Source organism: Psychromonas sp. KJ10-10 (assembly GCF_047323245.1).
Lineage (GTDB): Bacteria > Pseudomonadota > Gammaproteobacteria > Enterobacterales > Psychromonadaceae > Psychromonas.
The window spans coordinates 2,051,042-2,073,727 of the sequence record NZ_CP178826.1 but is presented as its reverse complement, the minus strand read 5'-3'; the positions used below and the strand labels follow the sequence as shown (position 1 = coordinate 2,073,727).

Below are 22,686 nucleotides of genomic sequence, written 5' to 3'. Positions count from 1 at the left end.
TTTCAATATGAAATTAGCAATAGTGACAGCTTGCCCTAGTGGCATCGCAAACAGCATTATCGTCGCAGGTTTAATGGAAAAAGTCGCCAAAGAATTAAGCTGGGACATCAATATAGAATGTCACACCAGCGTTAGCCCAATTCAATCACTGACTGAAGCACAAATTGAAGTCGCTGACTGCATTATCATTTGTAGCAATACAGAGATTGATAATAGTCGCTTTACGGGTAAAAAAGTTTATCAATCAAGCATTACTGAATGTTTGAATGATGCTAAAGCATATTTACAAAATGCAACACAACAGGCAATAACATTAACAACAGCAACAAGCACAAATAAGAATGTAGCAAGTGATAGTAAAAAAATTGTTGCAATAACGGCTTGCCCAACGGGTGTTGCACATACCTTTATGGTCGCAACGGCATTAGAAGAAGAAGGTAAACGTCTAGGTTATAGCGTAAAAGTAGAAACGCGTGGCTCAGTAGGTGCTAAGAACCAATTAACTGCAGAAGATATTAGTGAAGCAGACTTAGTGATTATCGCGACCGATATTGAAGTTGATTTAGCACGCTTTGCAGGCAAAAAACTTTATAAAACAAGTACTGGTTTAGCACTTAAGAAAACTAACCAAGAAATTACTAATGCCTTCGAAAAAGCAACTGTTTACCAAAACCAAGGCGCAAAAACAGAGAATAAGACTGAAGAAAAATCTGGTGTTTACAAACATCTGATGACAGGTGTATCACATATGCTTCCTGTTGTTGTCGCAGGTGGATTGTTAATCGCCCTTTCCTTTGTCTTTGGTATTGAAGCCTTTAAAGAAGAAGGCACTATGGCGCGACCCTAATGGCAATTGGTGGTGCTTCAGCCTTTGCATTGATGATCCCTGTTTTATCTGGATTTATTGCATTCTCGATTGCAGATAGACCCGGATTAGCGCCTGGTTTAATTGGTGGTATGTTAGCAAGTTCAACTGGAGCTGGTTTCCTAGGCGGTATTATCGCTGGTTTCTTAGCAGGTTATGTTGCTAAATTTGTTGCTGATAAAGTTGCTTTACCAGACTCAATGGCGACCCTTAAACCTATTTTAATAATTCCACTCGTTGCGAGCTTGGTAACTGGTTTAACCATGATTTATATTGTTGGCGGTCCTGTTTCTGCAATCATGGCTGGCTTAACTGAGTTCCTTGCTAATATGGGCTCTGCAAACGCTATTTTATTAGGAACACTGTTAGGTGCAATGATGTGTTTCGATTTAGGCGGCCCAGTTAATAAAACAGCCTATACCTTTGGTGTTGGTCTATTAGCGTCACAAACCTATGCGCCAATGGTCGCCATTATGGTCGCAGGTATGGTACCCGCATTAGGCATGGGGCTAGCGACATTCTTAGCTAAATCTAAATTTATCGACAGTGAAGCAGAAGCAGGCAAAGCATCTTTTGTATTAGGCCTTTGTTTTATCTCTGAAGGTGCGATTCCTTTTGCAGCCAAAGACCCAATGCGTGTAATTCCAGCTTGTATGGCAGGTGGTGCTCTAACGGGTGCTTTATCAATGTTGTTCGGTGCTGAATTACTTGCACCACATGGTGGTCTGTTTGTATTGCTTATCCCTGGCGCAATTAGCCCAGTATTATTGTATTTAGCGGCTATTGCAGCTGGTACTTTAGTAACAGGCTTTAGTTACGCATTTCTTAAGAAAAGTGACAAGCAACTGTTAGCACAGGCTTAATAATACGCCCTACTATTCCCCTTCCTACTCTAGGAAGGGGGAATAAAAAGTAATACTAGAACCTGTCAAAGCCTCCCGCAAATATAAGTTGAAAACCACCTTAAAGGTATTAATTATGAAAATTGCACTTGCCTGCGATCATGCAGGTTTACAATTAAAACAAGAAATAAAAGTTTTATTACAAATTCAAGGCCATGAAATTTTAGATTTTGGTTGTTACTCCGATGAATCCTGTGACTTGTCAGATTTTGTTTATCCTGCCAGTTTAGCCATTGCAAAGGGAGATGCCGAGCGTGGCATTTTTATTGATGGGGTTGGATATGGTAGCGCGCTTATCGCTAATAAAATTTCAGGATTATATGCTTGCAGTATGCCAAGATCCATTTTGTGCGCAACTCGCTCGCTCTCATTCTAATACCAATGTATTGTGTATTGGGGCTAAAATCATAGGCTCTGGTATTGCCACAGAAATCGTCAATACATGGATGATTACGGAATTTCTTGCTGATTTACCTAGATACAAAGATCGTGTCGACAAAATTATAAAAATTTCAGAGCAACACTTAAAAGCAATCTAAGCACTATAGGTAAGAAATTAACGTGTCACCAATCGTCTTGGCACTACTTCAGTACAGGGGCGATAATTGCCCTTGGTAGCAAGCAAGTGCAAATTGTAATGCTTTCTCTGCTATAACTTCAAACTGTTGAGGTAATGATTGAATTTTGACTGGTAAAAAGTCTAATAAACGATTATCACCAAAAGTGGCTAAGGCAACCTTTTCTAATAACTCTGGGTGAACTAATAAACAATCTAACACACCTTCAAATAAAGTATATGAAGTCACTAAAATAGCATCGGGGAAACAATCTTGATTCTATCCATTGCTGGGTTAGCTTACGCCCTTGTTCAGCGCTGAAGTATTCGCCATAGGCAAACATTACCTCGGGTGCTATTTCCTGCTTAGCCAAGGCTGACTTTAAAGCCTTGTTCACGCTCCTTTGAAATACCAAGTAAAGGCATTGCACCAATCAAACCAATGCTATTTATTTTTTTACTTAATAAAGATTGCGCAAGTTCTAGGGCACCGTCAAGATCTTCGCTGATCACACTAGCAAAAAGTTCATCATTGAGGAAACGGTCTATCGCGACAACAGGCACACCTTTTTTGTATTTCAGGATAAAAATCATTGTCAGCAGGTAAAACACTAGCAACAATCAATACATCTATACTACGACTCACTAAACTAGTGACCACGCTCATTTCTGTTTCTACTTGGTCATCTGAGCAGGAAATGATTAATTGAAAGCCAGCTTTTCGTGCGTCTCTTTCTAATAATTTAGCTAACTTTGCGTAACTGTAGTTTTCTAAATCAGGGATAACTAAACCAAATGTACGGCTGTTTCCTGCTCTCAAAGAGCTAGCGGCATAATTTGCTTTGTAATTATGCTGTTCAACAACCGCCATGACTTTCAGTCGAGTTTTCTCACTGATACGATATTGTTCAGATTTACCATTGATAACATAACTTGCTGTGGTGCGAGATACTTTCGCTAATTTTGCAATTTCTTCTAATTTCATCAGTCACTCAAAACTTAAAATAAAAGCACATAAAAAACAGGCATTAACAGAGCAGAGAAAATAGCACAGACAATCAAAGCAAGTGAGGAGAAAGCCCCTTCTTCAGCGCCTTCTTCTAATAATTTAGCCGTTCCTAACACGTGAGATGCACTGCCAATCGCTATACCGATGGCTTGTTTATCTTTAACGCCCACTTTATTTAAAAAGATCGCCCTACTGTTGCCCCTAATAAACCAACAAATAAGACCATTGCGGTAGTAAGTGCCGGGATACCACCTAAGCTTTTACTTACTTCAACAGCAATTGCAGTGGTAATCGATTGCCCAGCCAATGATGCAGTGGTAACTGCATCGGCATTAAGCAAAGGTAAAATAAAAAATGGCACAATAAAAGCAATACACACAGACAGTAAACAACAGGTTAAAATTATTTTAAACTTTTGGCTGATCAGATGGATTTGTTGAAATAAAGGAATTGCTAAGGTCACTACCGCAGGTTCAAGCATATAATTTAATAGCATTGTGCCAGATTCATACTGTTTATAATCAAGATTAAAAAACAGATGCAATGTAATGAGCATTGTCACTGACAATAAAAATGGATTAAAAACTAAAATCGGCTTTCTTGAATAAGCATATTTACTGAGAAAAAGATCATTAAAGTTAAAGGTAATGCTAAATAAACAAACATATTAAGAATTCCCTGTTTATTTAATCTTTGGAAAAGATGCCCCACTGTTAACATAATTAGGAATGTAGTGAAGAATATTGAAAATATAATCACTAACCAATTATTTAATAATAAATCAAAATAATTGATGATGCCCACTGATAAGGGAATAAATAAAATCACCATATATTTAATAATAAAATGAGCAGAAGTAACCACCCAATCTATTTTTATTAGCCCTACTCTTAGGCTTAAAAACAGTAAAATTAATCCAATAATACTACCTGGAAAAACAATAGGAAGGAGTGGACTAATGGTTTTCCCTATTGTCAAAAATAGTAGGATAATGGCAAATCCTCGAATAAAAATAAATGCATGTTTTGCTAAGTTCGCCATATTATCTCTTTCTTAATCAGTTAATGCTTTGCGTATAAAGCCTTTGTTTTCCGCTAATTTATTTTGTGCAGTGATAGCATCAATATTAAGTAGGATCATTAATATTGCCGTTTTACAGTGAGAATCACAGGCTAATAATGCACTTTCAGCCTCTTCCAAGGAACATTGAGTTGCTTGCATAACAATATTTTTCTGACGTTGTACTAACTTAGCATTGGTTGCTTCAACATCTACCATCAAGTTACCAAATACTTTACCTGATTTAATCATAGCACCCGTGGTGATCATATTCAGTACTAGTTTTTGTGCCGTGCCGGCCTTCATGCGTGATGAACCTGTGACAACTTCAGCCCCTACAATTGGGATGATGGCAATTTGGGCAAGCTCAGTCATTACACTATTAGGATTACAACTCAGACAGGCAACAGTGGCGTTCTGCGTTAAAGCATATTGCATTGCGCCTATCACATAGGGAGTGCGACCACTGGCAGCAATACCAACAAGCACATCATGTTCATTGAAGTTAAGGTCAATTAAATCCTGAGCACCTAGTTGAGTATTATCCTCAGCATTTTCAACTGCTTTTAAAATAGCTGGTTTACCACCGGCAATGAGGCCAATGACTTGCGAGGCAGGTGTTCCAAAGGTAGGCGGACATTCACTTGCATCTAGAATACCTAACCGTCCTGAGGTACCTGCCCCTGTATAAATTAATCGTCCACCCTTTGCAAAACCAAGCACAATGGCATCAACCAGTTTTGCTATTTCAGGCAATGTTTGTTGTACCGCCAAGGCAACTTTTTGATCTTCCTGATTAATAACTTTTAACATGTCGATCGTCGAAAGTGTATCTATTTCTTTAGATGCATCATTACGAGTTTCAGTCATTAATGCCGTTAAATCTATCTTCATTTGAACCTTAAATTAAGATGTTTTATTACTGATATTGCCCCATACATTGCCTTGAATACTCACATGTACGGTTATTTCTTCTCTATCATGATACAAATGTTTAGCCTGAAGCTGATAAACTACCTCTGCTTCTTCAAGCATATCGGTAAGTATTTTTAAGTCTTCTGAAGCTTCCTGATAACGTTTCTTCATTGGCAGTTTTAAATTGAAAATCGTTTCTTTACACCAACCTTCAATAAGCCATTTAGCCATCAGTTTAGCGACACGTTTTGGTTGTTCTATCATATCGCAAACTAACCAATCAATGTTTTTACGCTCGGGCTCAAATTTAAAACCATCTTCCATATAATGGGTTATTTGTCCTGATTCCATTAAGCTTTCAGCCATTGCACCATTATCAACACAACTAACAAACATACCTCGGCGTACCAATTGATAAGTCCATCCCCCAGGACAAGCCCCTAAATCCACAGCGCGCATGCCAGAATGTAAACGCGTTTCCTGCTCCTCAGGCGTCAAAAACACTTGAAATGCTTCATCAAGTTTTAAGGTAGAGCGGCTCGGCGCTTCGCTTGGGAAACGTAAACGTGTAATTCCCATGTATAACTCACTACGATTATTTGGTAATGAATAACCAATATATGCAGATTGATTATCTAGGAAACACAGGTGGTAACAGATTTTTTTACGATTATCTTTGGCTGTTAGGCTATTTTGTTTTTTTAATGCTTGGCGAAGTGGCACGGTAAACTTACGACAAAAAGTCAATAAAGGTTTAGTTTCATCGCCTTCCGGTGCTTCGACATAAAGGTCTCCCCCATCGGCAAATCACGTGTTATTTCAAGAATAGGAGAAATACGATCTTCTAGCGGTAACCCTTGTACAAAGGCTTTTACGATTATCATTTGACGTGCAAAAATGAGCTGTTTGTAATCAATGTTCTGAGCTAGTTCGACAACTTCTTCAGGGTTATAACATTGATAAAAAACATAACCACTATTACGTAGCGTTTTAATAAATCCAAATACTTCTAACTCAGAAGCTTTATCTTGAATTTCGTTAGCACAGTCGTTTTCAAAACCGGGGCGACAATATAATAAAATACCTAACATTTAACACTTTTCCTGAAAATAGAAACGGCAAATAATAACCATGCAATGATTAATAATAATCCGCCAATGGGTGTGATCGCACCAAGCAATTTGATACCGCTTAAAACATAAAAATACAAACTTGCGCTGAAAAAGATAACACCAATAACAAAACAAATTTGACTAGCGACTAACCAGCGATTAGAAAAAATAAAGCCAGAATAGAAACGGCCACTAATACAATAGCGTGAAATAACTGATAAGTGACAGCCAACTGAAAATACTCAATCTGGGTAATACTTGCCCAACTTTGTAAACCATGGCTGGCATAAGCACCAAGGGCAACACCTGAGGCTCCAAGTAGCGCTCCTATTAGTAAAAATAGACGCGCTATTGGTTTAGTAGAAAGGTCATGCATTATTCTGTATCGATAGCGTCTAAACTTTTCGCAAGTTCATCCATTTGCTTCATTTGCGTTAAGAATGGTTTCAGTTTATCTAAAGAAAGTGCACATGGACCATCACATTTTGCATTACTTGGATCTGGGTGAGACTCTAAAAATAGTCCGGCAATACCTTGAGACATGCCCGCAAGACCAAGTTGAACAACTTGGCTACGACGACCATCGGCACTATCGCTACGCGCACCTGGTTTTTGTAATGAATGAGTCACATCAAAAATAACCGGGTAACCTGTTTCTTTCATGGTGCTGAAACCAAGCATATCAACTACTAAGTTGTTGTAACCAAAGCAACTGCCTCGTTCACACAAAATAATTTTATCATTACCTGCTTCGTTAAATTTAGTTATGATATGTGCCATTTCATGGGGTGCTAAAAATTGTGCTTTTTTAACATTAATAACGGCATTAGTTTCAGCCATTGCTTGAACAAGATCTGTTTGTCGACTTAAAAAAGCAGGCAATTGAATCACATCAACAACCTCTGCAACAGGTTTTGCTTGGTAAGGTTCATGTACATCTGTAATAATTGGCACATCGAAGGTATTTTTAATTTCTTCGAAAATACGCAGACCTTCTTCAAGGCCTGGGCCACGAAAACTATTAATCGATGAACGATTTGCTTTATCAAATGATGCTTTAAACACATAAGGGATATTTAGCGCACTCGTCACTTCAACATAATGCTCAACCATTTTCATCGCTAAATCTCGCGATTCAAGCACATTCATGCCACCAAAAAGAACAAAGGGACGATCGTTAGCAACATCAATATTGCCTACTTTAATTATTTTTTGTACTGTCATTTTCAATTCTCTTGTTTAATTTTTTTAAGCACTTTAGTGCATTATTTGATCAGTAAAATCCATTTCTTCAATTTGTTTTTCTAACAAATGTACCATTGGGTCTTTAGGGTGTTGTTGCATAAAATATTCAAAATCATTACGCGCTAAACTTAAACAATCAAGTTGCTGAAATAGAAAACCACGATCACGCACTTCATAGGCATCATCAGGGTCAAGCCTTAATAGAATATCACTGCATAATAAGGCAATTTCAGTTCTATCTGCTTGAATATATGCCGCTTTTAAAACATTAATAAAGCGTTTAACAATCGTTTCATTAGTATCAGGTTTTAACATATCTAAGGTTAATTTAGCGTAATTCCCCATCTGCCCACGTACTTTTAACTCAAGTAACTCCCAAGTTGCGATTTCACCTATGAAAGGATCAACATAAAGCACTTCATTATCAAGTTTTACACGGATAATAAAACCACTAGGGAAACAAATTCCCTGTGCATCAAAATCACTTAAGCGCAAGAAATCGAGTAATAAAATACCTAAACTGATCGGAATACCCTTACGTCGTGAAAACACTAAGGAGATAAGTGCATTTTTAACTTTAAAAAATGCTTTCCAATCTCCAGTAAAACCTTGTTGTTTATAAAGTATATCCAGCAAGGCTAATAATTTTTCTTTGTTCGCAGTTTCAAATGAAGCCAATTTAGATTTCACAACAAGCTGTTGCAGGCGTAAGCTATCCTGAAAGCTAGCAATATTTAATCCTGTTATTTCAGACTCAATAACCAATACCGCATCTAATAATGTTCGCTTGTCAAAATCAAACTTATTATTCATGGTCATTAAACGGGACTCCTCTTTGATAGTCATAGCATCCACTGCTAAGTTTTCAACTAAGGAATCATCTGCACCAGTTACCCCTTCATTAGGCTGGTTTTCAGATGTACTGTCTTCTGTCATATTATCTATTGTAATAATCGTCACGTTTTACCCTACTAATAAAATAGCTTGCTTGCTCAAGGCAAGCTTAACAATGTAAGCCAACCAGCCTAAGGCACCTAAAAAGCTGATCAGTTGCATTTTGGTCGGCTTATTTTCAGTTAATGCACTTTTTACCATGATTAAATAAAAAACAAATGCGACCACTTTTTCTAATACCCAGTAACCACTTTCTGCAAAAGGGTTAATCTGTAACAAACCTATTAATCCCGCACCTAGCAAAAATATTGTTAAATGAGTATGTAATAATATTTTCTTAAATACAGGTTTTTGTGCGTTTTTATGCCCTGTTTTTAACCAATAAAAATTAACAATAAATAACACAACAGCAATTAAAATCAGGGTCATGTGTGTGTGTTTTAAAAATCCGTACATTATATTTCTCTTTTTAGAAGATAGATTGCGTTAACCAGTCTTACTTACTGTGATATCTGGCCACAGTGATACGCTCATTATCGCCATAATCTTTAATGGTGTTAATACCCTCATAACCCAGTGTTGCAAATATCTCACGCACATCATTACCTTGCTCAAAACCATGTTCAATAATGAGTATTCCATTGTCATTTAAATAATGCTTAGCTTGCTGTGCAATTAAGCGAATATCGGACAATCCATTATCTTTAGCAACCAATGCAGATAAAGGTTCAAAACGCACATCACCTTGATTTAGGTGTTTATCATTTTCATCAATGTAGGGCGGGTTTGAAACGATTAAATCAAACTGGCCGACAACATTTTCAAACCAATTACTTTGTTTGAAAGTCACATTTTTAATATTCAATGATGAAGCATTTTCATTCGCTAAAGCAACTGCGTCTTTATTAAAATCAACCGCAAAACAACTGCTATTTGGTAATTCACTAGCTAAGGCTAAAATAATCGCGCCTGTACCTGTGCCTAAATCTAAAATACAAGATTGTGCTGTACAATAACTCAGTGCAGTTTCAACCAAAATTTCAGTATCAGGTCGCGGGATCAAGGTTGCGTTATTAACCTTTAAAGGTAATGACCAAAATTCTCTAATGCCGGTTAAATATGCAACTGGCATTCCATTGATACGTTGTTCAACTAAGCTTTCAAAACGGCTTTTTTGTTCAGCAGTTAAGTCTCGTTCAGGCCAAGTCATCAAATAAACAGACTCTTTTTCTAATACGTGCGCAAGTAAAATCTGCGCATCCAATAAAGGCGAGTCACTATTAGAGAGCAAAAACTTTGCCCAGATTAAAGCATCATCAATGCGCAATTAGAAATCACCCTTAGATAATTCAGCTAGTTTATCAGCTTGATCTTCAATTAATATTGGATCATGTAAGGCTTCTAATTCGCCCTCTAAAATTTCATTTAAGCGATATAGTGTTAAATTAATACGGTGGTCACTAACACGCCCCTGCGGATAATTGTAAGTACGAATTCGTTCACTACGGTCACCACTTGCCACTAAACTACGGCGAATATCTTGCTCTTCGCTTTGATTTTTTTCATCTTCCGCTTGTTGTAAACGAGCCTGTAAAACAGACATCGCCTGCGCACGGTTTTTATGTTGTGAACGTTGTTCTTGACACTCAACAACAGTGCCCGTTGGTACGTGGGTAATACGAATCGCAGAATCGGTTTTATTAACGTGCTGACCACCGGCCCCAGACGCTCGGAAAGTATCTACTTTTAGGTCTGCAGGGTTAATTGAAATTGCTTCAGCTTCTGGAATTTCAGGCATAACAACTACTGTACATGCAGATGTATGAATACGTCCTTGTGATTCTGTTTCAGGTACGCGTTGAACACGGTGCCCGCCAGACTCAAACTTCATTAAACCGTAGGCACCTTCACCATCAATTTTAGCAACAATTTCTTTATAACCGCCTTGCTCACTAACGTTGCTGTTCATTGTTTCTACACGCCATTTTTTTGTATCAGCATACTTACTGTACATACGGAATAGATTACCAACAAAAATAGCCGCTTCATCACCCCCTGCTCCGGCGCGAATTTCAATATAACAGTTACGATCATCATTAGGATCTTTAGGCAATAACAATATTTGCAGTTCATCAGATAATTTAGCGACTTTTAATTTTGCTTCTTCAATTTCTTCAAGCGCCATTTCTTTCATATCGGGATCATCATCTTCAAGCATCATTTCAGCGGCTTCTAAATCATCAAGACTGCCCTGGTATGCTTGGAAAGACAGCACAACGACTTCAAGTTGAGCATATTCTTTTGTTAATTCACGATATTTATTTTGGTCCGAAAGCGTTTCTTGATCACCAAGTAAGGCTTGGATTTCTTCATAACGCTCAACTAGTACTTCTAATTTTGCAACAATTGATGCTTTCATATTCTCTCTTTTATTAAAACTATGGCCCTAATAAACACCTAGGCCTATATTGTGTAATTATTCAGGCGAAGAGCCTAATTACTTTATTTATTCTTCATCTAACCCTAGGGCAGAACGTAATATTTGTAATTCGTTATCATCTCCAGTGCGACTAACCTGGGTTAATGCTTGGCTTGGATGATGAATTAATTTATTGGTTAATTTAAAGGCAAGTTCTTTAATTACCTTTTCTGCTTCGCCACCATTTTCCAGCGAATTGAGTGCTCGAACTAACAGCTCATCACGTAAATCTTCGCTATTACTACGATAACTACGGATACTTTCAACCGCTTTTAATGACTCTAACCAATGGCAAAAATTAACAATGCAACCTTCAATAATTTTTTCTGCTTCAATCGCGACTTCTTGTCTTGCCTGTTTATTCTCTTCAATAATGCCATGTAAATCATCAACACTATAAAGGTAAGCGTCACGTAATTCTGATACCTGAGCTTCAATATCTCGAGGCACCGCAATATCAATAAATAACATAGGTTGATGACGGCGTTTTTTAAGTGCGCTTTCAACCATGCCTTTGCCTATTATGGGCAATGGACTAGCAGTTGAAGAGATAATAATATCAGCTTCACTCAAGTTATTTGGGATCTCACCTAAAGTAATTGCCTGAGCATCAAATTGTTCAACTAAATCCATTGCTCGGGATAAAGTTCGATTAGCAATGGTGATATTTGGTACATTATGCTCTACCAGATATTTTCCCACTAACTCTATAGTTTCGCCTGCACCAATTAATAACACTCGACTTTGGCTTAAATCGCTAAAGATTTGCTTTGCTAAACACACAGCGACAAAAGCAACTGAAATGGCATTCGCACCAATCTGAGTTTCAGTTCTTACTCGTTTTGCCACAGTAAAAGCATGTTGAAACCATCGGTTTAATAATTTGTTAACACTCTTAGCCTGCCCTGCACTGGCAAAGGCTTGTTTTATTTGACCTAAAATTTGAGGTTCACCCAACACCATCGAATCTAACCCACAGGAAACTCGAAACAGATGTTGAACGGCTTGCTCTTCTTGATAACAATAAAGGCTTTTAATTAACTCTTTTTCAGTAACTTGGTGAAATTGACAAAACCAATCGATCACCGACTGACAACTTTCATTTTCAACACTGCAATAAATTTCAGTACGGTTGCAGGTAGACACAATAACGGCTTCTAAGACATGTGGTTGTGCTAACAACTGTTGATAAGCATCAAATAAAGATTCGGGGCTAAATGCGACTTTTTCACGCAAAGCCACGGAAGCTGTTTGATGGTTAATTCCTAAAGCAAAAAGAGACATTCTATAAATTCACAACACAAGTTCAAAATCAAAAGGTCAGGGCAGGAATTCTACGTAAATTTGCTCAATAGTGGAAGCATCACACTCTTTTAAACGAGTCTTTAAGCAATTTAATCGCTTTTACCCGCTTAAAAAGCGAGCGTGGCAGTGAATATTCGACTTTACCTTTTTACAACGAGCAATAGCTTGGGTATTATTCAGCTTCATGACTTCATTTAAAAGATATGTAGTCTTTTCTTTGCTAACAAAAGTGCGATAAAAAAATGCCTATAAAAAAACTCGCTAGCGCCCTCTTTTTAACATTTTCTCTTTCTGGTTGTTCTTTCCTTTACGACACCTTTGTTTATCAAATTGACGTCACACAGGGAAACTATATTGATGATGAAAAAATAGCACAATTAGAACTTGGCATGTCACAGGAGCAAGTTATTTTTATTCTTGGATCTCCGATGTTGATTGACCAATTTGATTCATCTAAATGGCATTATGTGCGTTATATAAAACCGGGTGGTGAAGCGATTCAACAGGAACAAATCCTGTTAGTTTTTAACAATAGATCTTTAATAGATATTCAAAAAGACGCAGGTATTGCCGAAAATCCATTGGTAAACGCTGAACAGAAAAATGCGCCAAACGCGGCAACTGAAAGCAATAGTGAAGATGCGACTTCACCAGCTAAAACCTCTACTATTATCATTAACTAGGAAAATTTATGGCTATTTCACAGGCTACTTTTGCAGGCGGTTGCTTCTGGTGTATCGAAGTCGCTTTTAACGCACTTGAAGGCGTTAACAGTGCAGTTTCTGGGTATTGTGGTGGTGAAACAATCGACCCTAGCTACGAATCGATTTGTACCGGAGAAACGGGCCATGCCGAGGTAGTTCAAATAACCTTTGATGATCAAATAATAAGTTATCAAACCCTGTTAGAAATCTTTTTACTTTGCATGATGCGACACAATTAAATCGCCAGGGTAATGATATCGGCACTCAATATCGCTCTTCTATCTTTTATCATGATCAAAGCCAACACAAACTAGTCGCTGACTATATAGCAAGACTCACTGCTGAGGCTGTTTTTGATGCACCGATTGTCACAACATTGGTTGAATTAGAGACTTTTTATCCAGCAGAGACTTATCATCAAGGTTATTATTTACAAAACCCACAACAGGGATACTGCTCTATGGTTATTAGCCCTAAATTTAATAAGTTTAAGGCTAAATATCAGCACAAACTTAAATAACTTCAGGTTGGAATAAAAAAATAGTAGCTTAATTGACTCAAGCTACTATTTACTTTTACTTGTTTACTTTTGTTATTTAATGAAAAACGTCTTTATACTTTAAACAACAAAAGTGGTGATAAGGCCAATTAAGCCACCAAAAACACCGCCCCAAACCACTAACCAACCAAGATGTTTTTTAATCATTGCTTGAATAATTTCTTTCACTAATTGCGGTGTTAATTCATTTAAACGTTGTTCGATAATTCTTTCTATCTTAGCGAGAATATCCTCCATCATTTCAGGATCTTCTATTTCAGCTTTTAATAACTCAATAAAAGTTTCGTCTTCAGTTAAGTCTATGATTGAGGTTTTCATGTGTTTAATGAAGGGTTCACGAAGTGGTTTTAATGCATCTTCCCCCCAAACATGCCTAACATAGGGCCAAAGGAAGAAGCCATGATCACTTTAATCAAACCATCATAAGTAGGGTTAAGATCTACTTTTTCGATAACAGGTACTAAATTTAATTGTGTAGCAGAGAGCGAACCAGCACTTAAAAAACGATCAACATTTTCAAGTGTAAAAAACTGCTCCATCATTAAATTACGAATACCTTTTTTAAACTCTTCAAAATGTGCAGGCACAACACCAGAACCATATAAAAATGGGACTTTTTCAAACAGCATAAATATCGCTAGCCAGTTAGTTAATGCACCAGACAATGCAAATAACCCTACCATGCTTAAAACATTTTCTTTTAATAACAATCCAGCCACTAAAATAAGCCCAGCAACAAGATTAGTGATTAAACTTTTATTCATTATTATTCCTTTAACAACTTTTTTAATTTTTACTATTTACTTAAAACGAAAAAATCCAGTGGCAAATGCGACTGGATTTTTAAAATGCCTATTAAACGAGATTATGTAAACAATGTTATGCGTCGCGTAATTTTAAACTACGTAAAGCTTTGTCTAATACGCCATTAACAAATTTATAAGACTCATCTGTAGCAAAGTCTTTTGCTAATTCAATCGCTTCATTTAATACTACTTTATGCGGTACATCCGTGCGGTAGCTTAATTCAAACATCGCAATACGTAGAATAGCAAGATCAACCATATCAACATCTTTAATTTTACGAGAAAGATAAGGTGATAGTTTTTCATCTAGTGCTTCTTGATGGTTAATAACACCCGCAAGTAACTCTTTAAAATAAGCAACGTCTGTTTTAGACAAATCTTGGTCTACGCTAAATTGATCAATAATTTGACCAAAACTCGCTCCGGTAATTTGCCATTGATACACAGCTTGCACTGAAAATTGACGAGCACGACGACGCTCAGCAGGTTTAATTTTCATTAAGCTAATTCCGCCATTACATTAACCATTTCTAACGCACTTAAAGCGACTTCACTACCTTTATTACCCATTTTAGTACCTGCACGTTCAATGGCTTGATCAATTGAATCAGTTGTTAACACACCAAATGCAACTGGGATATCAAAGTCTAAAGAAACCTGAGCTAGGCCTTTGTTACATTCATTAGCAACAAATTCAAAGTGTGGTGTACCACCACGAATAACAGTACCTAGAGCGATAATAGCATCATATTTTTTAGATGCGACAACACGTTTCGTCACTAATGGAAGCTCTACAGCCCCAGGCATGCGAACCACGGTAATGTTATCATCTTGTACTTGGCCAGTACGCTTAAGGGTATCAATTGCGCCTGCTAGTAATTGCTCATTGATAAAGCTATTAAAACGAGAGATTACAATTGCGATTTTCGCTTCTGGTGCCGCTAAACCACCTTCAATTATTTTCATTTACTACCCTTATTTACATATCTTTTTAAGAAAGTGCGCATTCTAGCACACTTTTATTGTTGACCACTAAAATTATTCAGTGATGTAATCAACCACTTCAAGCCCAAATCCTGATAACGCATGATAACGTTTTTCTGAGCTTAACAAAGCCATTTTTTGTACTCCTAAATCACGCAGAATCTGAGAGCCAACACCAACGCGACGACTCGCCCCCTGTGGTTTATTAGCAATACGTTCACCTGCATCTTGAAGCGCAATATTTTTTACCTGTTCAATCAATGATTCTGCACTTTCTTGATGGCCTAACATAACTAATATACCACCATCTTTTGCAAGGCGTTGCATCGCTTTACTTAGTGGCCAAGTTCGAGCACTGGCTCTATCTGAGAAAAAGTTATCAGTAAAAGTATTTTGTAAATGTACACGTACATTAGTAACTTGTCCGGCTTTTATTTCACCATTAACAAGGGCAAAGTGAACTTGTTTATCAATTGTATCCTGATATGCAACGAGATCAAATTCCCCATATTCTGTCGGTAATTTACAACTAGAAACTTTTTCAATCGTGGTTTCATTATTGTTACGGTATTCAATTAAATCTGCAACAGTGCCTAATTTAAGGTCGTGTTTTTTAGCAAATACTTCTAAATCACTACGGCGCGCCATGCTTCCGTCTTCGTTTAAAATTTCTACAATGACACCTGCAGGTTCACGCCCAGCTAAACGCGCTAAATCACAACCAGCTTCTGTATGACCTGCACGTGTTAACACACCGCCAGACTGCGCTTTAAGTGGAAAGATATGACCAGGCATAACGATATCAGCAGGTTTAGCATTTGATGCTACTGCTCGTTGAACTGTAATGGCTCGATCAGCGGCAGAAATACCCGTTGTTACACCTTCTGCAGCTTCGATAGATACAGTAAAGTTAGTCGAAAAAGCGACTGTATTATCACTTACCATTAATGGCGACTTAAGTTGCTCACATCTTGCTTCGGTTAGTGTTAAACATACTAAACCGCGACCATAAGTCGCCATAAAATTAATCGCTTCAGGGGTAACCATGTCTGCAGCCATGATTAAATCACCTTCATTTTCTCGGTCTTCATCATCCATCAAGATAACCATTTTTCCTAAACGGATATCTTCAATAATTTCAGCAGTTGTATTCAATTTCATTCTTATTCCTTTTGTAATTTTTAACCCATGAAACCGCTACGAGCAAGCAACTCCATTGTCGATTCTTTTTCAGTGTGATTATTGGTCGCTTTATCACCCAATAACAAACGCTCTAAATAACGCGCAACAACATCAACTTCTAGGTTCACTAATGTCCCGGCCTGGTAATGTTTCATGGTTGTTTGAGAGGTCGTATGTGGAATAATGGTTAACATAAAAGATGCACCATCAATCGCATTGGTTGTTAAACTGATCCCATCAACGGAAATAGAGCCTTTTTCGGCAATATATTTTGCTAATGAATCAGGTGCTTTTATCCAATATTCTATAGCGCTTCCCACTTGAGTCACTGAAGTTATTTCTCCAACACCATCGACGTGACCACTGACAATATGTCCACCAAAACGAGATGACACTTGCATCGCTTTTTCAAGATTAACAGGAAAACCATTTTTTATATTAGCAAAACCACTGCGTTTAATCGTTTCATGTGAAATATCCACATCATAACTATTACCTTCTAATCGAGTCACTGTGAGGCACACACCATTATGGGAAATACTGTCACCTAATTTCACATCACTTAAATCCAGATCACCGCTATCCACAGTGATAGTCATATCTTTTGCATGATGTTTGATTGCTGTAATTGAGCCAACGGCTTCGATAATACCTGTAAACATATTAATCTCGGTCACTTATAATGCGAATATCATTTCCAATTAACGTCATTTCTTTTAATGTTAACTGTATAACGTCATCCATTTTTGAATAATCAGGTAAGTTTACTAAGTTTCTGCCCTGATCGCCCATTAATTTTGGTGCTTGGTACAATATAAATTCATCAACCAGTTGTTGATTAAAAAATTCACCTGCTAATTTAGCACCAGACTCCACCCAAATATCGTTTAATTCATATTGGTTTAATTGGGTTAATAAGTCCTTTAAATCGATACGGCCATGTCCGTCGTCCTTCACGACTATTTGATCCACTTCAGCAATACCTGTAAATGATTCAAAATCAGAACGCATCGCTAATGAAACTAATACTACTTTACCGGGTAGATTAAAAATTTGTTCTTTTAAAGTTAATTTATTGTGTGAATCTAAAATAATGCGTATTGGCTGGCGTAATTGCGACTCATTAATCACATCATTAAATCGAGGCGATTTTTGCAACTCAGTAAAACGCACATTAAGACTTGGGTCATCACTTAACACTGTGCCACTGCCACTTAAAATAGCACTTTGCATAGCACGATAATATTGCACATCAATGCGTGCATCTGGACCTGTGATCCACTGACTTTGACCATTTCTAAGTGCTGTTTTGCCATCCAAACTTGAAGCCATTTTGACAGTGATACGAGCCATTTTAGTTTGCATGCGTTTAATAAAGCCTAAATTTAAGGCTTTGGCCTGTTTTTCTAATACACCAACATCAACACGAATGCCTGCATCTTCTAATATTTTGATGCCACGCCCCGCTACTTTTGGATTAGGATCAACCATAGCAACCACAACACGTTTAACCCCGGCTTTAGTAAGTGCTAATGCACAGGGAGGTGTACGACCAAAGTGAGAACAAGGTTCCAGTGTCACATAACAGGTTGCATTAATGGCTTTAGTACCCGCCATTGCTAAGGCATGAACTTCAGCATGAGGTTCACCAGCCTTAAGATGAAAACCCTCGCCAACAATTTGTTCATTAGCAACAATAACACAACCTACATTTGGATTAGGAGCCGTAGTAAAGCGCCCTTTTTTGGCAAGTTCGATTGCCATTGACATGTAATATTGGTCTTGTTCAGAGAAGGTTGTTTGGGTCATTGAATACCTTTTAATTATTTAAGTCTTGGCAGATTGTTTATGGATCTAATTTGGCAATTTCTTCACCAAACTCTTTTACATCTTCAAAGGATCGATAAACAGAGGCAAAACGGATATAGGCAATTTTATCAAGTGCTTTAAGGAGGTCCATCACTAATTCGCCAACCATTTTTGAAGGAATTTCTCGCTCCCCTGTTGCACGTAATTTTGACTTGAGGTTATTAACGCCAACTTCAATTGCTTCAAGGCTTACTGGGCGTTTTTCTAACGCACGGTGAATCCCCACCAGCAGTTTTTCATCATCAAATGGCTCACGGCGACCATCGGATTTGATCAAACGAGGCATCAATAATTCTGCACTTTCAAAGGTTGTAAAACGCTCTTGGCATTCATTACATGCTCGGCGACGACGCACTTGTGAGCCATCAGCTACTAAACGAGAATCGATTACTTTAGTATCTTGTGCACTACAAAATGGACAGAACATGACTCATCCTTTAAATTTGAGAGACTAAAAAAGAAATCTAACACGAAATACATCCCGTGTAGAGTCAATATAAAAGCTTAATGTTATTTTTAAGTCGTTGCGCTTAAAAACAAAAAAGCCACACTATTGTGTGGCTTATACTCATGAGTTTTAAGTGCTTAACCGTAAACTGGATTCGCTTTACAGAATTCAGCCACTTTCACTTTAACTGCTTCAATAGTCGCGACTAATTTCTCTTCGTCTTTGATTGCATCTAACACATCACAAATCCATGTTGCTAATTCAGTTGAATCTGCAACTGTTGCGCCACGACGTGTAAATGCTGGCGTACCAATACGTAAACCAGATGTTACAAATGGAGAACGTGGATCATTAGGCACTGAGTTCATATTAACAGTAATGTGTGCAAGGCCTAATGTCGCATCAGCTTCTTTACCCGTGATATCTTGCGCAATTAAGTCAACAAGGAATAAATGGTTTTCAGTACCGTTAGATACGATTTTGTAACCACGATCTTGGAATACTTTAACCATTGCTTTAGCATTGTCTAAAACAGATTGTTGGTAAACTTTAAATTCAGGTTCAGCACATTCTTTAAAGGCAACCGCTTTAGCGACAATCACGTGCATTAATGGACCACCTTGTCCACCAGGGAATACTGCAGAGTTTAATTTTTTCTCAATTTCAGCATTTGCTTTTGCTAAAATTAGACCACCACGTGGACCGCCTAATGTTTTATGAGTTGTAGTCGTAACAACATCAGCAAAAGGAACTGGGTTAGGGTAAAGACCCGCGACCACAAGACCTGCAACATGTGCCATATCAACAAATAGGTAAGCACCTACTTTATCAGCAATTTCACGGAATTTAGCCCAATCTACAATACCTGAATATGCTGAGAAACCAGCAATAATCATTTTTGGTTTATGTTCAACGGCTAAACGCTCAACTTCTGCATAATCAAGAACACCTGTATCAGGGTTGATGCCGTATTGAACTGAATTGTATGTTTTACCAGAAAAGCTAACTTTAGCACCGTGAGTTAAATGACCACCGTGTGCAAGGCTCATACCTAAAACCGTATCACCAGCATTACAAAGCGCCGCATAAACTGCGCTGTTTGCTTGTGAACCAGCATGTGGTTGTACATTTGCATAATCCGCGACAAATAAAGATTTTGCACGTTCAATCGCTAATGACTCAGCAACATCTACATACTCACAACCGCCGTAGTAACGCTTACCAGGGTAACCTTCAGCATATTTATTGGTTAGTTGACTTCCTTGCGCTTCCATTACACGTGGGCTTGTGTAGTTTTCAGATGCAATTAGCTCAATGTGGTCTTCTTGACGTTGAACTTCACCTGTCATTGATTCCCATAACTCTGGATCGTAATCTGCAATATTCATATCGCGGTTAAACATGCGCTTCTCCTAATTAATATAACTGCTAGGCATTAATAACTAGACAGTTAATATAAGTTGTGTTTTTGATGTTGCGCATTTTACGCAAAGTTTCGGCGCTTGCATAGACCAAAAGACGTGAATAATTTAGGGATTTAATATGAGAAAAATTAACGTTATCAAATGAGTGATGATTCGCCTTCGATCTTGCACTCTATTTAGACTGCAAATATTAACGATAAATATTGTTTTTCTCTGATGTGATTTCAAATCCTATCGTACAAAGCATTGACGCAATAAATCCCTGCTCTACAATACTGTTACTTAATTTTTTCATACATTTATAAGGTTGCAAAATGGCTCTTCCAGATAAATTTATTTTCTCCATGAACCGCGTTTCAAAAGTTGTTCCTCCTAAACGTACAATTTTAAAAGATATTTCCTTAAGCTTTTTTCCTGGCGCTAAAATCGGCGTATTAGGGTTAAATGGTTCAGGTAAATCAACACTGCTTAAAATCATGGCCGGTGTTGATAAAGAATTTGAAGGTGAGGCACATGCCTTATCGGGCACTAAAATCGGTTACCTTCCTCAAGAGCCTATTTTAGATTTACAAAAAAACGTACGTGAAGTGATTGAAGAAGCAGTTAGCGAAGTCAAAAATGCACTCACAGAATTAGATCAAGTTTATGCGGATTATGCTCTTGAAGATGCTGATTTTGATGCACTTGCTAAACGCCAAGGACAACTTGAAGATATCATCCAGGCTCACGATGGTCATAACTTAGATAACCAACTTGAGCGCGTCGCTGATGCGCTTCGTTTACCTGCTTGGGATCAACCTGTTAAAGTACTTTCTGGTGGTGAACGACGTCGTGTGGCGTTATGTCGTTTATTGCTTGAAAAACCAGATATGTTACTACTTGATGAACCAACCAACCACTTGGATGCAGAGTCCGTGGCATGGTTAGAACGCTTCTTACATGATTATGAAGGTACTGTTGTTGCGATCACCCATGATAGATACTTCCTCGATAATGTCGCAGGTTGGATTTTAGAACTTGACCGTGGATACGGTATTCCATGGGAAGGTAACTACTCTTCTTGGTTGGACCAAAAAAATGCCCGTCTTTTACAGGAAGCTTCAAAAGAGAAAGCTCGCCAACGTCAAATTGAAAAAGAATTGGAATGGGTACGTTCAAATGCCAAAGGGCGTCAATCTAAAAGCAAAGCACGTTTATCTCGCTTTGAAGAGCTTAATAATCAAGATTTCCAAAAACGTAATGAGACCAATGAACTATTCATTCCAACGGGCAAACGTTTAGGTGATCAGGTGGTTGATGTCACTAATTTAACTAAATCCTTTGATGGGCGCGTTCTGATTGACGATTTATCCTTTAGCATTCCTAAGGGTGCCATTGTTGGTATTATCGGTGCCAATGGTGCTGGTAAATCAACACTGTTTAAAATATTAAGTGGTGCAGAAAAAGCAGACTCCGGTGAAGTAGTGATTGGTGAATCCGTTGACATGGCAAGTGTTGAACAGTTCCGCGATCATATGGATGACAGCGTCTCTGTTTTCCAGGAAGTTTCTGGTGGTAGCGATATTATTCAAGTCGGCACCATTGAAATTCCAAGTCGTGCTTATCTAGGGCGCTTTAACTTTAAAGGCACAGATCAACAAAAGATTGTTGGTAATCTTTCTGGTGGTGAGCGTGGTCGTTTACATCTTGCTAAATTACTTAAATCCGGTGGCAACTTATTATTACTCGATGAGCCAACCAATGATTTAGATATCGAAACCCTACGTGCACTTGAAGATGCCTTACTCGGATTTGCAGGTTGTGCCATGGTGATTTCACATGACCGTTGGTTCCTAGATCGCATCGCAACACATATCATCGATTATCGTGATGAAGGTAAAGTAAACTTCTACGAAGGTAACTACACCGAATATGAAGCATGGCTGAAGAAAACATTAGGTGCACTGCTGTTGAGCCACATCGTATTAAATACAAACGTATTTCTTAGACATTGTTGGTCATAACTGTTTACAGTTTATTATAAAAATGATTTTTAATTAATTCCTGTAAAGCACTCATTATGAAACATAATTGAGTGCTTTTTTCCTCCTATTTTTGCGCGTAACACCCCATCTTAGTTGTGTAAATATTTAATACTTTTTAAAGTCAAAGCTCACCTAGTGTTAATAAAGTGATCAAGTTAATAAAGTTGCCTGGTTTATTTGTATTAGTATATTACTTATGTAAAATACACGACCAAGAAATAATATTAGCTAACAAAGACTGAAATAGATAAAAATCATTATTTTTTTACTCCTATGCCAGTACAAAATCCCATGATTATTAGAGATTATTACATAAATATCATGGATAATTGACCCGTTCAATTA

At 37.7% G+C, this 22,686-nt stretch carries 25 protein-coding genes and 5 pseudogenes; 7 read left to right on the top strand and 23 right to left on the bottom strand.

Translation table 11 applies throughout. The annotated features are described in order from the left end of the window. Nucleotides 1–7 precede the first annotated feature (7 nt). From ACLKMH_RS11930 to ACLKMH_RS11915, 4 genes are all read left to right on the top strand, one after another. Nucleotides 8–847, top strand: a complete 840-nt coding sequence (locus ACLKMH_RS11930) for a PTS fructose-like transporter subunit IIB (RefSeq protein WP_413702128.1) — start codon at nucleotides 8–10, stop codon at nucleotides 845–847. Next, entirely contained in the window at nucleotides 847–1,728 is an 882-nt protein-coding gene (locus ACLKMH_RS11925; protein ID WP_413702127.1) for a fructose-specific PTS transporter subunit EIIC, read from the top strand. The genes ACLKMH_RS11930 and ACLKMH_RS11925 overlap by 1 nt, the downstream gene beginning before the upstream one ends. A gap of 115 nt (nucleotides 1,729–1,843) precedes the next feature. Further along, nucleotides 1,844–2,143: an RpiB/LacA/LacB family sugar-phosphate isomerase gene (locus tag ACLKMH_RS11920; RefSeq protein ID WP_413702126.1), complete on the top strand. Its 300-nt coding sequence runs from the start codon at nucleotides 1,844–1,846 to the stop codon at nucleotides 2,141–2,143. Continuing rightward, nucleotides 2,088–2,306, top strand: a complete 219-nt coding sequence (locus tag ACLKMH_RS11915) for an RpiB/LacA/LacB family sugar-phosphate isomerase (protein ID WP_413702125.1) — start codon at nucleotides 2,088–2,090, stop codon at nucleotides 2,304–2,306. Before ACLKMH_RS11920 ends, ACLKMH_RS11915 begins: the two co-directional genes overlap by 56 nt. A 48-nt stretch (nucleotides 2,307–2,354) precedes the next feature. Here ACLKMH_RS11915 and ACLKMH_RS11910 read toward each other — a convergent pair whose 3' ends face one another. The 15 genes and pseudogenes from ACLKMH_RS11910 to hemA form a co-directional block, all read right to left on the bottom strand. Beyond that, nucleotides 2,355–2,573: a hypothetical protein gene (locus ACLKMH_RS11910; RefSeq protein ID WP_413702124.1), complete on the bottom strand. Its 219-nt coding sequence runs from the start codon at nucleotides 2,571–2,573 to the stop codon at nucleotides 2,355–2,357. 116 nt (nucleotides 2,574–2,689) lie between these two features. Further along, entirely contained in the window at nucleotides 2,690–2,887 is a 198-nt protein-coding gene (locus tag ACLKMH_RS11905; RefSeq protein WP_413702123.1) for a hypothetical protein, read from the bottom strand. Continuing rightward, nucleotides 2,853–3,308 carry a LacI family DNA-binding transcriptional regulator gene (locus ACLKMH_RS11900; RefSeq protein ID WP_413702122.1) on the bottom strand — a complete coding sequence of 152 codons (456 nt, stop codon included), beginning with the start codon at nucleotides 3,306–3,308 and terminating at the stop codon, nucleotides 2,853–2,855. Before ACLKMH_RS11900 ends, ACLKMH_RS11905 begins: the two co-directional genes overlap by 35 nt. Nucleotides 3,309–3,322: 14 nt before the next feature. Then, nucleotides 3,323–3,894: pseudogene (locus ACLKMH_RS11895) on the bottom strand (LrgB family protein). Between the two features lie 23 nt (nucleotides 3,895–3,917). Further along, the gene (locus ACLKMH_RS11890) at nucleotides 3,918–4,373 is read right to left on the bottom strand and encodes a CidA/LrgA family protein (protein WP_413702121.1); all 456 of its coding nucleotides are present in this window, start codon (nucleotides 4,371–4,373) and stop codon (nucleotides 3,918–3,920) included. A 12-nt stretch (nucleotides 4,374–4,385) separates the two neighbouring features. Continuing rightward, on the bottom strand, nucleotides 4,386–5,285 hold the full coding sequence (gene murQ, locus ACLKMH_RS11885; RefSeq protein ID WP_413702120.1) for an N-acetylmuramic acid 6-phosphate etherase: 900 nt from the start codon (nucleotides 5,283–5,285) through the stop codon (nucleotides 4,386–4,388). A gap of 12 nt (nucleotides 5,286–5,297) precedes the next feature. After that, a pseudogene (rlmM, locus tag ACLKMH_RS11880) lies at nucleotides 5,298–6,397 on the bottom strand (23S rRNA (cytidine(2498)-2'-O)-methyltransferase RlmM). Then, nucleotides 6,391–6,534 carry a DUF423 domain-containing protein gene (locus ACLKMH_RS11875; protein WP_413702324.1) on the bottom strand — a complete coding sequence of 48 codons (144 nt, stop codon included), beginning with the start codon at nucleotides 6,532–6,534 and terminating at the stop codon, nucleotides 6,391–6,393. The pseudogene rlmM and the gene ACLKMH_RS11875 overlap by 7 nt, the downstream one beginning before the upstream one ends. A gap of 32 nt (nucleotides 6,535–6,566) precedes the next feature. Next, on the bottom strand, nucleotides 6,567–6,794 hold the full coding sequence (locus ACLKMH_RS11870; protein WP_413702119.1) for a DUF423 domain-containing protein: 228 nt from the start codon (nucleotides 6,792–6,794) through the stop codon (nucleotides 6,567–6,569). Further along, on the bottom strand, nucleotides 6,794–7,642 hold the full coding sequence (gene kdsA, locus ACLKMH_RS11865) for a 3-deoxy-8-phosphooctulonate synthase (RefSeq protein WP_413702118.1): 849 nt from the start codon (nucleotides 7,640–7,642) through the stop codon (nucleotides 6,794–6,796). Before kdsA ends, ACLKMH_RS11870 begins: the two co-directional genes overlap by 1 nt. Before the next feature lie 33 nt (nucleotides 7,643–7,675). Further along, complete coding sequence (locus ACLKMH_RS11860; RefSeq protein WP_413702117.1) at nucleotides 7,676–8,623, bottom strand: SirB1 family protein; 948 nt, start codon at nucleotides 8,621–8,623, stop codon at nucleotides 7,676–7,678. Nucleotides 8,624–8,626: 3 nt separating this feature from the next. Continuing rightward, complete coding sequence (locus tag ACLKMH_RS11855; protein WP_413702116.1) at nucleotides 8,627–9,013, bottom strand: SirB2 family protein; 387 nt, start codon at nucleotides 9,011–9,013, stop codon at nucleotides 8,627–8,629. Nucleotides 9,014–9,053: 40 nt separating this feature from the next. Continuing rightward, entirely contained in the window at nucleotides 9,054–9,884 is an 831-nt protein-coding gene (prmC, locus tag ACLKMH_RS11850) for a peptide chain release factor N(5)-glutamine methyltransferase (protein ID WP_413702115.1), read from the bottom strand. Beyond that, complete coding sequence (gene prfA, locus ACLKMH_RS11845; protein ID WP_413702114.1) at nucleotides 9,885–10,976, bottom strand: peptide chain release factor 1; 1,092 nt, start codon at nucleotides 10,974–10,976, stop codon at nucleotides 9,885–9,887. An 87-nt stretch (nucleotides 10,977–11,063) separates the two neighbouring features. Continuing rightward, nucleotides 11,064–12,320: a glutamyl-tRNA reductase gene (gene hemA / locus ACLKMH_RS11840; RefSeq protein ID WP_413702113.1), complete on the bottom strand. Its 1,257-nt coding sequence runs from the start codon at nucleotides 12,318–12,320 to the stop codon at nucleotides 11,064–11,066. 263 nt (nucleotides 12,321–12,583) lie between these two features. Between hemA and ACLKMH_RS11835 the strand changes: the two genes are divergently transcribed. Together ACLKMH_RS11835 and msrA are read left to right on the top strand one after the other, a co-directional pair. After that, nucleotides 12,584–13,024 (top strand): outer membrane protein assembly factor BamE, encoded by a 441-nt coding sequence (locus tag ACLKMH_RS11835; RefSeq protein WP_413702112.1) that lies wholly within the window; start codon nucleotides 12,584–12,586, stop codon nucleotides 13,022–13,024. Nucleotides 13,025–13,032: 8 nt separating this feature from the next. Beyond that, nucleotides 13,033–13,565: pseudogene (msrA, locus tag ACLKMH_RS11830) on the top strand (peptide-methionine (S)-S-oxide reductase MsrA). A 99-nt stretch (nucleotides 13,566–13,664) separates the two neighbouring features. On the opposite strand, the pseudogene ACLKMH_RS11825 reads toward msrA, so the two are convergent. The 8 genes and pseudogenes from ACLKMH_RS11825 to glyA all read right to left on the bottom strand — a co-directional run bounded on the left by ACLKMH_RS11825 (nucleotide 13,665) and on the right by glyA (nucleotide 20,296). Next, nucleotides 13,665–14,368, bottom strand: a pseudogene (locus ACLKMH_RS11825) (DUF445 domain-containing protein). A gap of 115 nt (nucleotides 14,369–14,483) precedes the next feature. Beyond that, nucleotides 14,484–14,903, bottom strand: coding sequence for a transcription antitermination factor NusB (gene nusB / locus ACLKMH_RS11820; protein ID WP_413702323.1), 420 nt, complete (start codon nucleotides 14,901–14,903; stop codon nucleotides 14,484–14,486). A 5-nt stretch (nucleotides 14,904–14,908) separates the two neighbouring features. Beyond that, nucleotides 14,909–15,376 carry a 6,7-dimethyl-8-ribityllumazine synthase gene (gene ribE, locus ACLKMH_RS11815; RefSeq protein WP_413702111.1) on the bottom strand — a complete coding sequence of 156 codons (468 nt, stop codon included), beginning with the start codon at nucleotides 15,374–15,376 and terminating at the stop codon, nucleotides 14,909–14,911. A 72-nt stretch (nucleotides 15,377–15,448) separates the two neighbouring features. Continuing rightward, nucleotides 15,449–16,555 carry a bifunctional 3,4-dihydroxy-2-butanone-4-phosphate synthase/GTP cyclohydrolase II gene (ribBA, locus tag ACLKMH_RS11810; RefSeq protein WP_413702110.1) on the bottom strand — a complete coding sequence of 369 codons (1,107 nt, stop codon included), beginning with the start codon at nucleotides 16,553–16,555 and terminating at the stop codon, nucleotides 15,449–15,451. A 20-nt stretch (nucleotides 16,556–16,575) separates the two neighbouring features. Beyond that, nucleotides 16,576–17,238 carry a riboflavin synthase gene (locus ACLKMH_RS11805; protein ID WP_413702109.1) on the bottom strand — a complete coding sequence of 221 codons (663 nt, stop codon included), beginning with the start codon at nucleotides 17,236–17,238 and terminating at the stop codon, nucleotides 16,576–16,578. Nucleotide 17,239: 1 nt separating this feature from the next. Continuing rightward, nucleotides 17,240–18,385: a bifunctional diaminohydroxyphosphoribosylaminopyrimidine deaminase/5-amino-6-(5-phosphoribosylamino)uracil reductase RibD gene (ribD, locus tag ACLKMH_RS11800; RefSeq protein WP_413702108.1), complete on the bottom strand. Its 1,146-nt coding sequence runs from the start codon at nucleotides 18,383–18,385 to the stop codon at nucleotides 17,240–17,242. Between the two features lie 37 nt (nucleotides 18,386–18,422). Then, nucleotides 18,423–18,872, bottom strand: a complete 450-nt coding sequence (gene nrdR, locus ACLKMH_RS11795; protein WP_413702107.1) for a transcriptional regulator NrdR — start codon at nucleotides 18,870–18,872, stop codon at nucleotides 18,423–18,425. A gap of 158 nt (nucleotides 18,873–19,030) precedes the next feature. Beyond that, nucleotides 19,031–20,296 (bottom strand): serine hydroxymethyltransferase, encoded by a 1,266-nt coding sequence (glyA, locus tag ACLKMH_RS11790; protein WP_413702106.1) that lies wholly within the window; start codon nucleotides 20,294–20,296, stop codon nucleotides 19,031–19,033. A 335-nt stretch (nucleotides 20,297–20,631) separates the two neighbouring features. Between glyA and ettA the strand changes: the two are divergent. Further along, a pseudogene (gene ettA, locus ACLKMH_RS11785) lies at nucleotides 20,632–22,304 on the top strand (energy-dependent translational throttle protein EttA). Nucleotides 22,305–22,686 lie beyond the last annotated feature (382 nt).

What these genes read in the sequence shown, in the direction of transcription:
- ACLKMH_RS11805 (WP_413702109.1), bottom strand. Translation starts at nt 17,238, where the DNA reads ATGTTTACAGGTATTATCGAAGCCGTTGGCTCAATTACAGCAATCAAA.
- ACLKMH_RS11855 (WP_413702116.1), bottom strand. Translation starts at nt 9,013, where the DNA reads ATGTACGGATTTTTAAAACACACACACATGACCCTGATTTTAATTGCT.
- ribD (WP_413702108.1), bottom strand. Translation starts at nt 18,385, where the DNA reads ATGACCCAAACAACCTTCTCTGAACAAGACCAATATTACATGTCAATG.
- ACLKMH_RS11930 (WP_413702128.1), top strand. Translation starts at nt 8, where the DNA reads ATGAAATTAGCAATAGTGACAGCTTGCCCTAGTGGCATCGCAAACAGC.
- ACLKMH_RS11925 (WP_413702127.1), top strand. Translation starts at nt 847, where the DNA reads ATGGCAATTGGTGGTGCTTCAGCCTTTGCATTGATGATCCCTGTTTTA.
- murQ (WP_413702120.1), bottom strand. Translation starts at nt 5,285, where the DNA reads ATGAAGATAGATTTAACGGCATTAATGACTGAAACTCGTAATGATGCA.
- hemA (WP_413702113.1), bottom strand. Translation starts at nt 12,320, where the DNA reads ATGTCTCTTTTTGCTTTAGGAATTAACCATCAAACAGCTTCCGTGGCT.
- ACLKMH_RS11920 (WP_413702126.1), top strand. Translation starts at nt 1,844, where the DNA reads ATGAAAATTGCACTTGCCTGCGATCATGCAGGTTTACAATTAAAACAA.
- ACLKMH_RS11835 (WP_413702112.1), top strand. Translation starts at nt 12,584, where the DNA reads ATGCCTATAAAAAAACTCGCTAGCGCCCTCTTTTTAACATTTTCTCTT.
- ACLKMH_RS11915 (WP_413702125.1), top strand. Translation starts at nt 2,088, where the DNA reads ATGCTTGCAGTATGCCAAGATCCATTTTGTGCGCAACTCGCTCGCTCT.
- kdsA (WP_413702118.1), bottom strand. Translation starts at nt 7,642, where the DNA reads ATGACAGTACAAAAAATAATTAAAGTAGGCAATATTGATGTTGCTAAC.
- glyA (WP_413702106.1), bottom strand. Translation starts at nt 20,296, where the DNA reads ATGTTTAACCGCGATATGAATATTGCAGATTACGATCCAGAGTTATGG.
- ribBA (WP_413702110.1), bottom strand. Translation starts at nt 16,555, where the DNA reads ATGAAATTGAATACAACTGCTGAAATTATTGAAGATATCCGTTTAGGA.
- nrdR (WP_413702107.1), bottom strand. Translation starts at nt 18,872, where the DNA reads ATGTTCTGTCCATTTTGTAGTGCACAAGATACTAAAGTAATCGATTCT.
- ACLKMH_RS11870 (WP_413702119.1), bottom strand. Translation starts at nt 6,794, where the DNA reads ATGCATGACCTTTCTACTAAACCAATAGCGCGTCTATTTTTACTAATA.
- prfA (WP_413702114.1), bottom strand. Translation starts at nt 10,976, where the DNA reads ATGAAAGCATCAATTGTTGCAAAATTAGAAGTACTAGTTGAGCGTTAT.
- ACLKMH_RS11900 (WP_413702122.1), bottom strand. Translation starts at nt 3,308, where the DNA reads ATGAAATTAGAAGAAATTGCAAAATTAGCGAAAGTATCTCGCACCACA.
- ribE (WP_413702111.1), bottom strand. Translation starts at nt 15,376, where the DNA reads ATGAAAATAATTGAAGGTGGTTTAGCGGCACCAGAAGCGAAAATCGCA.
- ACLKMH_RS11890 (WP_413702121.1), bottom strand. Translation starts at nt 4,373, where the DNA reads ATGGCGAACTTAGCAAAACATGCATTTATTTTTATTCGAGGATTTGCC.